Origin of the sequence: Streptococcus mitis (assembly GCF_001579035.1) — a bacterium.
GTDB lineage: Bacteria > Bacillota > Bacilli > Lactobacillales > Streptococcaceae > Streptococcus > Streptococcus mitis_J.
Genome location: NZ_KQ970289.1, coordinates 82,867 through 93,990, shown reverse-complemented (window position 1 = coordinate 93,990; position 11,124 = coordinate 82,867). Strand labels below are relative to the sequence as shown.

Annotated in this window: 13 protein-coding genes and 1 pseudogene; 10 read left to right on the top strand and 4 right to left on the bottom strand. The window is 40.6% G+C overall.

Annotated elements, in window-relative coordinates; genetic code table 11:
- Nucleotides 1-275 precede the first annotated feature (275 nt).
- Nucleotides 276-650 (top strand): CidA/LrgA family protein, encoded by a 375-nt coding sequence (locus tag SMIDD26_RS07665; protein ID WP_000781325.1) that lies wholly within the window; start codon nucleotides 276-278, stop codon nucleotides 648-650.
- A complete protein-coding gene (locus SMIDD26_RS07660) occupies nucleotides 647-1,342 on the top strand; it encodes an LrgB family protein (RefSeq protein WP_001288943.1) in 696 nt (231 codons plus the stop codon). Before SMIDD26_RS07665 ends, SMIDD26_RS07660 begins: the two co-directional genes overlap by 4 nt.
- A 51-nt stretch (nucleotides 1,343-1,393) precedes the next feature.
- Here the strand turns inward: SMIDD26_RS07660 and SMIDD26_RS07655 are convergent, their stop codons facing one another.
- The 4 genes from SMIDD26_RS07655 to SMIDD26_RS07640 all read right to left on the bottom strand — a co-directional run bounded on the left by SMIDD26_RS07655 (nucleotide 1,394) and on the right by SMIDD26_RS07640 (nucleotide 4,929).
- Complete coding sequence (locus tag SMIDD26_RS07655; RefSeq protein ID WP_061439734.1) at nucleotides 1,394-2,941, bottom strand: streptosactin export ABC transporter GggC; 1,548 nt, start codon at nucleotides 2,939-2,941, stop codon at nucleotides 1,394-1,396.
- A gap of 138 nt (nucleotides 2,942-3,079) precedes the next feature.
- Nucleotides 3,080-3,847 (bottom strand): hypothetical protein, encoded by a 768-nt coding sequence (locus SMIDD26_RS07650; RefSeq protein ID WP_061439733.1) that lies wholly within the window; start codon nucleotides 3,845-3,847, stop codon nucleotides 3,080-3,082.
- A 16-nt stretch (nucleotides 3,848-3,863) separates the two neighbouring features.
- Nucleotides 3,864-4,559 carry an ABC transporter ATP-binding protein gene (locus tag SMIDD26_RS07645; protein ID WP_050073389.1) on the bottom strand — a complete coding sequence of 232 codons (696 nt, stop codon included), beginning with the start codon at nucleotides 4,557-4,559 and terminating at the stop codon, nucleotides 3,864-3,866.
- A 4-nt stretch (nucleotides 4,560-4,563) separates the two neighbouring features.
- Nucleotides 4,564-4,929 carry a GntR family transcriptional regulator gene (locus SMIDD26_RS07640; protein WP_000119149.1) on the bottom strand — a complete coding sequence of 122 codons (366 nt, stop codon included), beginning with the start codon at nucleotides 4,927-4,929 and terminating at the stop codon, nucleotides 4,564-4,566.
- A gap of 139 nt (nucleotides 4,930-5,068) precedes the next feature.
- Here SMIDD26_RS07640 and nrdR point away from each other — a divergent pair, with 139 nt between their 5' ends.
- The 8 genes and pseudogenes from nrdR to SMIDD26_RS07600 all read left to right on the top strand — a co-directional run.
- Nucleotides 5,069-5,542: a transcriptional regulator NrdR gene (gene nrdR / locus SMIDD26_RS07635; protein WP_001203672.1), complete on the top strand. Its 474-nt coding sequence runs from the start codon at nucleotides 5,069-5,071 to the stop codon at nucleotides 5,540-5,542.
- A complete protein-coding gene (locus tag SMIDD26_RS07630; protein WP_061439732.1) occupies nucleotides 5,543-6,712 on the top strand; it encodes a replication initiation and membrane attachment family protein in 1,170 nt (389 codons plus the stop codon). It begins immediately after the preceding gene.
- Nucleotides 6,713-7,609: a primosomal protein DnaI gene (gene dnaI, locus SMIDD26_RS07625; RefSeq protein WP_000446511.1), complete on the top strand. Its 897-nt coding sequence runs from the start codon at nucleotides 6,713-6,715 to the stop codon at nucleotides 7,607-7,609. It begins immediately after the preceding gene.
- Nucleotides 7,606-8,319 carry an NADPH-dependent oxidoreductase gene (locus tag SMIDD26_RS07620; RefSeq protein ID WP_061439731.1) on the top strand — a complete coding sequence of 238 codons (714 nt, stop codon included), beginning with the start codon at nucleotides 7,606-7,608 and terminating at the stop codon, nucleotides 8,317-8,319. Before dnaI ends, SMIDD26_RS07620 begins: the two co-directional genes overlap by 4 nt.
- 13 nt (nucleotides 8,320-8,332) lie before the next feature.
- On the top strand, nucleotides 8,333-9,643 hold the full coding sequence (gene der / locus SMIDD26_RS07615) for a ribosome biogenesis GTPase Der (RefSeq protein WP_054382677.1): 1,311 nt from the start codon (nucleotides 8,333-8,335) through the stop codon (nucleotides 9,641-9,643).
- Between the two features lie 81 nt (nucleotides 9,644-9,724).
- Complete coding sequence (locus SMIDD26_RS07610; RefSeq protein WP_061439730.1) at nucleotides 9,725-10,060, top strand: hypothetical protein; 336 nt, start codon at nucleotides 9,725-9,727, stop codon at nucleotides 10,058-10,060.
- 33 nt (nucleotides 10,061-10,093) lie between these two features.
- Nucleotides 10,094-10,885 carry a hypothetical protein gene (locus SMIDD26_RS07605; protein ID WP_061439729.1) on the top strand — a complete coding sequence of 264 codons (792 nt, stop codon included), beginning with the start codon at nucleotides 10,094-10,096 and terminating at the stop codon, nucleotides 10,883-10,885.
- Nucleotides 10,878-11,124: pseudogene (locus SMIDD26_RS07600) on the top strand (hypothetical protein); the annotation flags it as partial. The gene SMIDD26_RS07605 and the pseudogene SMIDD26_RS07600, both read left to right, overlap by 8 nt.

Genomic DNA, 11,124 nt, shown 5'->3' with positions numbered 1-11,124 from the left:
TCCTTTCTTTTTAGAGTTGTAAATAGAAGAAAGTCCATTTACGGACAGTCTCTGCATCACAAGATGATTGCGCATGCAATAATTATACTACTTTTCAAGAATGCTGGCAAGAAGGACGCTGGAATATTTTATCCTAAATTACACTGTTTTCACAAGTCAAGAATTGTTTGTATCCCCTTTCCTCTCTAATTTTTAATGACTCTTGTGCATTTCCTTGAAATTTTCTGAAAAAAGAGTAAACTGGTATGCAAGAAGTCTATTTCGTGGAGTTTAGGATGAAATTATATGTTCAATTAATGATTCTCTTTGTGATTTCTCTAATCGGAGAGGGGATTTCCAGTTTCTTTCATTTGCCTATCCCAGGCAGTATTATCGGTTTGATTATTCTCTTTCTAGCCCTACAATTCAAGTGGCTGAGAACCAGACATGTCAACATGGTGGGGAATTTCTTGCTGGCCAATATGACCATTCTCTTTTTGCCGCCAGCAGTGGGAATCATGGAAAAGTTTGATGTGATTGCTCCCTATCTTTTGCCCATTGTTTTGATTGTCTTTTTTGCAGCTGTTATCAATATTATCCTCATTGCTTTGGTGGTTCAGTTTATCAAGAGACGGTTTGAGGGAGATTATGAGAAAGGAGATGCCAAATGAGTGAATTTGTTTCCAATCCCCTGTTTGGGCTTGCCCTGTCAATCCTAGCTTATCTAGTAGGAATGCTGATTTACAGACGTTTTCCTCATCCATTGACAACGCCCTTGCTTTTGTCAGCCATCTTTATTATCATCTTTCTAAAAGTGACGGGTATTTCTTACCAAGATTACTACCAAGGTGGGGTTTATCTGAACAACTTGATTGTCCCATCGACCGTGGCTCTAGGGATTCCGCTTTATAAGAGTTTTCATCTGATGAAGCACCATGCTCGGAGTATTCTCTTTGGTAGTCTGCTAGCGGTAGTGGTCAATACCTCTTTCACAGCCCTTGTGGCTAAGATTTTTGGCATGGACTTTTTCTTAGCCATTTCTCTCTTTCCTAAGTCAGTAACAACCGCTATGGCAGTGGGAATCACAGAAAAATTGCAAGGTCTGACGACCGTGACCTTGGTCGTTGTAGTCGCAACTGGGATTTTAACCAGTGTTATCGGCCCAACCCTTTTGAAGTGGTTGAAAATTGATGATCCAGTAGCTGTTGGTCTTTCCCTTGGAGGAACAGGCCATGCCGTCGGAACAGGGACAGCCTTCCGATACGGCTCTGTAGCAGGAGCTATGGGTGGTTTGGCTATCGGTGTCACCGGTATTCTCTATGTCTTTGTCAGCCCTATCGTAGCTAGTTTGATATTGAGTTAAAAAGCAAGGAATTTGAGTTCCTTGCTTTTTAAAATCGTATGTTATAGGCTTTTACTTTTCTTTGCTTAAGTGAATGACTTGGTCATAGTGTTTTAAGTCTTCTTCCGTGTAGTGGTGAATGACTTCAATGACTGTTTGAGGTAGGGAGAAGAGCAAGTCGCTAATTTTTCTGCTATTTTCCGAGTCAAGATTGGCCTTAATCTCATCTGCTAAGATGAGTTGGCTATCATGGTAGAGGGCGCGAGCGATTTCTAGGCGTTGTTTCTCGCCACCAGACAGACTATCATTGCTGAGCGTTCGATTTTTCAAATGTTCTAATCCTGTTTTTTTGAGGATATGATTTAAAGTCTCTGGATTTTTATCCAGTCCTAGAAGGATATTGTCGTCCAGAGAGAGCGTGTCAAAGTAATGGCTATCTTGGAGGATATAGGAACTAAAGCTTGTGATTTCTTTACGTGACAGGTTTTGACCAGCAAAGCTAATCTGACCACTTGTTGGTGTCTCTTCTCCATGAATGATATTGAGCAGGGTTGTTTTACCAGAGCCACTTTCCCCGATAATGGCAATTTTTTCTCCTTGCTTGATGTGCATGGAAATCGGAGACAGGAGGCTATTCCCATCTTTTTCTAGGGAGATGCTGTTAAGCTGGATAGGGAAAATATTTTCTATGCTTCTAGGCGAGATGGAGTCAGACTGACCCAAAAGTTTTTGGTATTTGTTGAGAAGAGTTCTATTCGCTTTTCGGGTGTTGGTAAAGTAAGCCAACTCTTGGAATTGATAACCGATATTATGGGAAACCAGATAGATGGCCACAAAACTCGCCGCATCTAAATAATTATAGTAGGTCATAAAGCCACCGATGACGATTGGTGTGACAGAACAAAAGGCATCGATGCTATTGATCAAGAGACTGTTTAAAGTTCGTTGTTTTTCATAGTTGATTTCGGCATCCAAACTGGTTTGTAATTGCTTTTGATAGCGAGCAAAAAAGTAGTCTTGCCCCTGATAATGGCGAATTTGTTGGCTACCGCCAATAAAATTTGTCAAGCTTGCTAAGTAGTTTTGGTTAACAGTGGACCGCTTTTCAGAAAGTGAGTCCAAACGCTTTGATCCGATAGCACTACAGAGGACAGGAAAGGAGTAGAAGAGGATGAAAATCAAGCCCAGGTAAAAATTGGTCCATAAGGCATAGAGAATGGACACAGTTGTGAAGCCCAGAGAAGAAATGATGATGACCGTTGGCTCAATATAGTTTTCTTCTAGTTGCTTGACGTCGTTTTCTAGGTCAGACAAAATATCCTTTTCATCAATCTCATAACTGTTTAAAAATCGCTTGAAAATAGCACTCTTGATTCCATATTTGAAGTCAGTAATCAAACGGGCGTAGTAATAGCGTTTCCCAGCCAAACCTAGTAAGAGGATGAGATTGCCAAGGATTCCCAAAATCAAAACTTTCCAAAGAAGTCCTAGTTCTTGATTGGTAAAACTAGCAACAATATTTTGAACAAGGGCTGGCGTGATAATTGCTTCCAGCCAAGTAATGCCAATAGAAAAGAAGTAAAGTACGAGGTGCTTCTTGGTAACAAATCTTCTCAGCATAAAGACTTGACCTCCTTATCGATATACATGTAATCAATTTTAAAGTTATTATACTCCTTTTTATTAAATACTTCATATAAAAATGTAAGTCCTGAGAACGAAAAAAGTCTAGCGAGTTATTGTCGCTAGACTTTAAAACTATTGCAAATTAACCTTATTTCTCAAGATGTAGTAGGTTCCGAGGTAAAAGATAGCTATGAAAATGAGTTCTTCAACAATGCCTACGCTTGCTCCCATATAGAAATTATCATTAAATCCTGCAAATGAACTGACATAGAAATTAGTACTGGTGTTGAAGAAGAGTTCAATAAATCCAATGACGATTTTGATACCAATGTAGGCTGCAACAGCGAGTGCTGTACGGTATTCGTTGAAAAGTTGTCCAATGGAAATGGCTAAGTAGATGCAGAGGATTTCTGAAATGGTATTTAGTAGGAAGGATACCCCCATAAGAGAGAGTTGAGGAAGGTATGTTCCTGCAAGTGGAATCAAGTCAGAAGTTGCAAACCAATTTGGAGCTGTTAAGGTCAAAATAACAAAAGCACTTAGAGCCAGTATAGCCGAGCTAAGTATAGACCAGATGAAGGCTCCGACTAATTTGGCTGTGATGATATAGTGCTCAGAAACTGGCAAGGTCAAAGTCAGATAGCCTTGTCGGTCATAGACACTACCTTTAAAGCGTTTAATGATTAAGAAAAGAGTTGAAATCCCAAGTGTAATCATCAAGCCACCAAAGACGAGGGCTAGAAAAAGTAGCATAGTAGGTTGACTTTCTTTGACAGGTAGATTGTTATAGGTCTGTGCTTGTATCCCGATAAGGGTAGAAAGGACTAGCACGGCAGCGTAGAGGGCTAAATACCACTTGTTAACATTTTTAAATTCATAGCGAACTAAATTCCAAAACATAAATAATCTCCTTTGTTTAGGCCTTAAATTCCTGACGGAAGAGTTGATCAATGGATTCACCTGACTCATAGCGAATATCGTCTACATTGCCTTGACGAACGACTTTTCCGTCTTTGAGGAAGACAATTTCATCCAAGATTGGCTCGATATCTGAAATCAAGTGGGTAGAAATCAAAACGGTAGAAGTTGGTGAGTAGTTGTTGATAATGGTATTGAGGATATAATCACGGGCTGCTGGGTCCACCCCACCAATGGGTTCGTCTAAAACGTAGAGACGAGCATCACGGCTCATAACCAAAATCAGTTGTACCTTTTCCTTATTCCCTTTTGATAGTTTCTTGAGACGGCTATTTTCATCAATACCTAGGTCTGCAAGTAGATGATGGGCTCGTTCAAGATTGAAATCTTTATAGAAGGTCTTAAAGTAGGTTAGGGCTTCTTTGACCTTCATTTGCTCATTGAGATAGGTCGTATCCGGCAAATAAGCTACGATAGCCTTGGTTGCTGGGCTTGGATCCATATCGTTGATAAGGACGCGTCCTTGATCTGGTTGCAAGAGGCCATTGATTAGTTTAATCAGGGTTGTTTTCCCTGAGCCATTTGGACCAAGAAGACCAACGATTTTTCCAGCTGGGATCTCAAGGGAAACATTTTCAAGGGCTGGGGTTGCTCCATAAGATTTGGATACATTTTCAAATGCTAGTAATGACATAGGCTTAAACTCCTTTAATATAATCGCCGACTACGCCTGGTAGTTCTTCTTTTTCATAGCCAAAATGGGTCATGGAGGAAACGAAGTGTTCCAATTCTTCTTCCGATAATTGTTTGCGCGATTGGGCGATCAGCTCCTTATCCTCAGTCACAAATCGTCCAGTTGTGCGCTTGCTGTAGACAAATCCTTCTCGTTCGAGGTCTGACAAGGCTCTTTGGATGGTGTTGGGATTGACACCAGCCTCGCTAGCTAGCTCTCTCACGGTTGGAAGTTGTTGATTGGGTTCCAGCGTATGGGAAACAATCTGAAGCTTGATTTTCTCCATAATCTGTAAATAAATGGGTTTTTTGTTGTCAAATGTCCAGGACATCTTGGTCTCCTTTCTTTCATCTATTTGTCTTAATTAAATAATACAACAAAACAAAAAACTTGTCAAGCAAAAAGAAGAATTGTTTTGGGAATCGTTTAAAAAATGGTATAATGAAAAGAAAACGATAAGGAGGGAAAGGATGCGTTGTCCAAAATGTGGGGCTACCAAGTCAAGTGTTATCGATAGTCGCCAAGCAGAAGAAGGGAACACCATTCGTAGAAGACGTGAGTGCGATGAATGCCAACACCGTTTTACAACCTACGAACGAGTAGAAGAAAGAACCTTAGTGGTTGTTAAAAAAGATGGCACACGGGAACAGTTCTCCAGAGATAAAATCTTTAATGGGATTATCCGCTCAGCTCAGAAACGTCCTGTGTCAAGTGATGAAATCAACATGGTAGTCAATCGTATCGAACAGAAACTCCGTGGTCGAAATGAAAATGAAATTCAAAGTGAGGACATTGGTTCACTCGTCATGGAGGAGTTGGCTGAGTTAGATGAGATTACCTATGTGCGTTTTGCCAGTGTCTATCGTAGTTTTAAGGATGTCAGTGAGTTAGAGAGCTTGCTCCAACAAATCACCCAGTCCTCTAAAAAGAAAAAGGAAAGATAAATGAAGCCAATTGACCGTTTTTCTTATCTAAAGAATAATCGGGTGTCGCAAGATACCTCATCTCTGGTACAGTGTTACCTCCCGATTATCGGTCAGGAGGCACTGAGCCTTTATCTTTATACAATCAGTTTTTGGGATAATGGCAGAAAGGAATACCTTTTTTCAAGCATTCTTAACCATCTTAACTTTGGGATGGATAGACTGATAAAATCCCTGAAAATCCTATCTGCTTTCAATCTCTTGACCCTCTATCAAAAGGGAGACGTTTATCAGCTAGCCCTCCATGCTCCTCTTTCGAGTCAGGACTTCTTGGAACATCCTGTTTATCGCAGACTTTTGGAGAAAAAGATTGGCGATGCAGCTGTGGAGGATTTGAAAGTTGAAAGTGCTGAGGGTGAAGAAATACCTGTCTCACTCAATCAAGTCTTTCCAGATTTGGCAGAGCTGGGAAGTCAAGAAGACCTTGGTCTCAAGAAGAAAGTGGCCAACGATTTTGACTTAGACCATTTTCGTCAGCTGATGGCTCGAGATGGGCTTCGTTTTGCGAATGAGCAGTCTGATGTCTTAAACCTCTTTGCCATTGCCGAGGAGAAGAAATGGACTTGGTTTGAAACTTATCAATTGGCCAAGTCAACAGCTGTTTCCCAGGTTATTTCAACCAAACGCATGCGGGAAAAAATCGCTCAAAAACCGACTTCTTCTGACTTTAGTCCTAAGGAAGCAACTATTATCAAAGAAGCCAAAAGTAAAACGGCATTGCAGTTCTTGGCAGAAATCAAGCAAACACGCAAGGGGACCATTACCCAAACAGAAAGAGACCTCTTGCAACAGATGGCTGGCTTGGGCTTGCTGGACGAAGTCATCAATATTATTCTCTTATTGACCTTTAATAAGGTGGATTCAGCAAATATCAATGAGAAATATGCCATGAAGGTAGCCAATGATTACGCCTATCAAAAGATTCATTCGGCAGAAGAGGCAGTCTTGCGCATCCGTGAGAGAGGGCAGAAGAATCAGGCTCAAAAAAGCAGTAACTCTAGTCCTACCAAGTCCAATGTACCCAAGTGGAGCAATCCAGATTATAAAAATGAAACCAGCGAGGAAACTCGTCTGGAACTAGAACGTAAGAAACAAGAACTATTAGCTCGATTAGAAAAAGGAGGAGATTAGATGGAAAGTGTCGGAGACGTACTCAAACGTCAACCTAGCCGTTTTCATTATCAAGATTTGGTCCAGAAAATCATGAAGGATCCTGATGTTGCGGCTTTTATCCAGCAAGAATCCCTTACTCCAGAGGAATTGAATCGCAGTATCTCCAAGTTTAATCAGTACATCACTGAGAGAGACAAGTTTCTCCGTGGTGATACGGATTATATTGCCAAAGGCTACAAGCCGATTTTGGTTATGAATCATGGCTATGCGGATGTTTCATATGAAGAAACTCCTGAACTAATCGCAGCAGAAAAAGAAGCGGCTATTAAGAACCGTCTCAAGTTAATCAATCTGCCAGCCAGTCTCAGGAAAGCTAGTTTAGCTCAAGTTGACTTGGATGATTTGGGGCGCTTACCAGTTTTTGAAAAACTATTAGCCTTCGTGGAGCAATATCCAGCTATTCGAAAAGGTCTCTACTTGTATGGAGACTTTGGTGTGGGTAAAAGTTTCATGGTGGCTGCCTTAGCCCATGATTTATCAGAAAAACGAGGTGTTTCATCAACTCTCCTCCATTATCCTAGCTTTGTCATTGATGTCAAAAATGCAATCGGTGATGGTAATGTCAAGACCTTGGTGGATGAGATTAAGCTTTCTGAAGTCCTGATTTTAGATGATATTGGTGCCGAGCAATCAACAGCTTGGGTACGTGATGAAATCCTGCAAGTCATTCTCCAATATCGGATGCAGGAAAATTTACCGACCTTTTTCACATCCAACTTCAACTTTGAAGAATTGGAGCAGCATTTCGCTAAAGGGAAACATGGAAATGACGAAACCTGGGAAGCCAGACGCGTCATGGAACGCATACGTTATTTGGCTGAGGAGACTCGTTTAGAAGGAGTGAATCGCCGATGACAGAAACCATTAAACTGATGAAAGCTCATAAGTCTGTTCGAAGATTTAAGGAACAAGTCCTTCCTCAGGAAGACTTGACTGAAATCCTGACAGCAGCCCAGATGGCCTCGTCTTGGAAGAATTTCCAATCCTACTCTGTGATTGTGGTACGAAGTCAAGAAAAGAAAGATGCCTTGTATGAATTGGTGCCTCAAGAAGCCATTCGCCAGTCAGCTGTTTTTCTTCTCTTTGTCGGGGATTTGAACCGAGCAGAAAAGGGAGCCCGACTTCATACAGACTCATTCCAACCCCAAGGTGTGGAAGGACTCTTGATTAGTTCGGTCGATGCGGCCCTTGCAGGTCAAAATGCCTTGCTGGCAGCTGAAAGCTTGGGCTATGGTGGTGTCATTATTGGCTTGGTGCGGTACAAGTCAGAAGAAGTAGCAGAACTCTTTAATTTGCCTGACTACACCTATCCTGTCTTTGGGATGGCACTAGGACTACCAAATGAAGAACATGAAGTCAAACCTCGCTTGCCATTGAATCAAGTGGTGTTTGAGGAAGAATACCAAGAACAGTCAACTGAGGCAATCCAAGCTTATGACCGTGTACAGGCTGACTATGCTGGGGCGCGTGCGACTACAAGCTGGAGTCAGCGTCTAGCAGAACAGTTTGGTCAAGCTGAACCAAGCTCAACTAGAAAAAATCTTGAACAGAAGAAGTTATTGTAGAAAGTGAGAAATTATGGCCCTACCAACTATTGCCATTGTAGGACGTCCCAATGTTGGGAAATCAACCCTATTTAATCGGATCGCTGGTGAGCGAATCTCCATTGTAGAAGATGTCGAAGGAGTGACACGTGACCGTATCTATGCGACGGGTGAGTGGCTTAATCTTTCGTTTAGCATGATTGATACAGGAGGAATCGATGATGTCGATGCTCCTTTCATGGAACAAATCAAGCATCAGGCAGAAATTGCCATGGAAGAAGCAGATGTTATCGTCTTCGTCGTGTCTGGTAAGGAAGGAATTACCGATGCGGACGAATACGTAGCCCGTAAGCTTTATAAGACCCACAAACCAGTTATCCTCGCGGTTAACAAGGTGGACAACCCTGAGATGCGAAATGATATCTATGATTTTTATGCCCTCGGTTTGGGTGAACCATTGCCTATCTCATCTGTCCATGGTATCGGTACAGGGGATGTGCTAGATGCCATCGTAGAAAATCTTCCAAATGAATATGAAGAAGAAAACCCAGATGTCATTAAGTTTAGCTTGATTGGTCGTCCCAACGTTGGAAAATCAAGCTTGATCAATGCTATCTTGGGAGAAGACCGTGTCATTGCTAGTCCAGTTGCTGGAACAACGCGTGACGCCATTGATACCCACTTTACAGATACAGATGGTCAAGAGTTTACCATGATTGATACGGCAGGTATGCGTAAGTCTGGTAAGGTTTATGAAAATACCGAGAAATACTCTGTCATGCGCGCCATGCGTGCTATTGACCGCTCAGATGTGGTCTTAATGGTCATCAATGCGGAAGAAGGAATCCGTGAATACGACAAGCGTATCGCAGGATTTGCCCATGAAGCTGGTAAAGGGATGATTATCGTGGTCAACAAGTGGGACACACTTGAAAAAGACAACCACACTATGAAAAACTGGGAAGAAGATATCCGTGAGCAGTTCCAATACCTGCCTTACGCACCGATTATCTTTGTATCCGCTTTGACCAAGCAACGTCTCCACAAACTTCCTGAGATGATTAAGCAAATCAGTGAAAGTCAAAACACACGTATCCCATCAGCTGTCTTGAACGATGTGATTATGGATGCTATTGCCATCAACCCAACACCGACAGACAAAGGGAAACGCCTAAAGATTTTCTACGCGACCCAAGTGGCAACCAAACCACCAACCTTTGTTATCTTTGTCAACGAAGAAGAACTCATGCACTTTTCTTACCTGCGTTTCTTGGAAAATCAAATCCGCAAGGCCTTTGTCTTTGAGGGGACTCCAATCCATCTCATCGCAAGAAAACGCAAATAAAAAAGTAGAATCTGGAATGACATTTCCAGATTTTTTTGATAGAATAAAGGTGAAGAAAACGCTATCGAAAAGGAGGTGTCGATGAAACATTTGTTTAAATTTATAATCTTATTTCCCTGGTTTTACTTTTTCAACTGGATTGAAAAGGATAATAGAGAAAGTAAATTTTTCCCAATTTTTTACTATTTTTACTGGTTTTACATCCCCCTCTATGCTCTTTTTAGCCTTGCTTGGACAGTTATTTCAGTTCTGTTTTTCAATATCGTCTTGAGAAATTTGACAGATATCAAGTTATGGGGCATTTGGTTTCTTTTTATTCTGCTAGCTATTGTTCTGAATAGGTTAACCTATTTCTGTTTAAAAAAAATGCTTCGCTTGAGACGAGAGCTGGGGAAGTCTAAAGCAGGGAGACATTGATTTATATCGGTTTTTATTTTTAGGAGGTAGCTTATGAAGATTCCTCTCTTAACTTTGGCAAGGCATAAATTTGTTTATGTCTTGCTTACTTTGCTTTTTCTTACTTTGGTTTATCGTGATGTTTTGATGACTTATTTCTTTTTTGATATTCATGCGCCCGATCTAGCTAAATTCGATGGACAAGCAATTAAAAATGACTTATTAAAATCAGCATTAGATTTTCGTATTCTCCAGTTCAATCTAGGTTTTTATCAATCATTTATTATTCCAATCATCATTGTTTTGCTAGGTTTTCAATATATTGAGCTGAAAAATAAAGTTTTACGATTGAGTATTGGAAGAGAAGTGAGTTATCAAGGGTTAAAAAGAAAGTTGATTTTGCAAGTTGCAAGTATCCCTTGCTTGATATATTTAGTGACTGTGCTGATAATTGCAATTTTAACCTATTTCTTTGGGACTTTTTCGCCTCTGGAATGGAATTCTCTATTTTCTGATGGGAGTAGTTTACAAAGACTCCTAGATGGAGAGATAACAAGCTATTTGTTCTTTACTTGTGTCCTACTAATCGGTATTTTCATCAATGCAGTCTATTTTTTAAAAATAGTTGATTATTTAGGGAATGTGACTCGTTCGGCAATCGCCTATTTGATGTTTCTATGGCTTGGTTCTATGTTACTCTATAGTGCCTTGCCTTACTATATGGTTCCTATGACGAGTTTGATGCAAGCTAGCTATGGGGATGTCAGTTTGATGAAACTCTTTACTCCTTATATCCTTTATATTGTCCCTTATATGGTGCTTGAAAAATATGAAGATAATGTTTAAGAATTTTAACAATATTTTGCTAAAGAGAAAGATCGTTTTACTACTTCGTATAGTTTTGATGATGATTTTGATAAACTATCTATTGTCAACAGCGGTTCAAAAGCAGGATGTTTTTCTCTTTTTCAAGAGGGAATTGATTTCAATCTTTTCCTATAATGACTATTCTGAAGCGAATTTAGAAATCCCCAAACTCTTGTTAAACCTTTCGATTTTCATGGTAGGATGGCTCTCTGTCATTT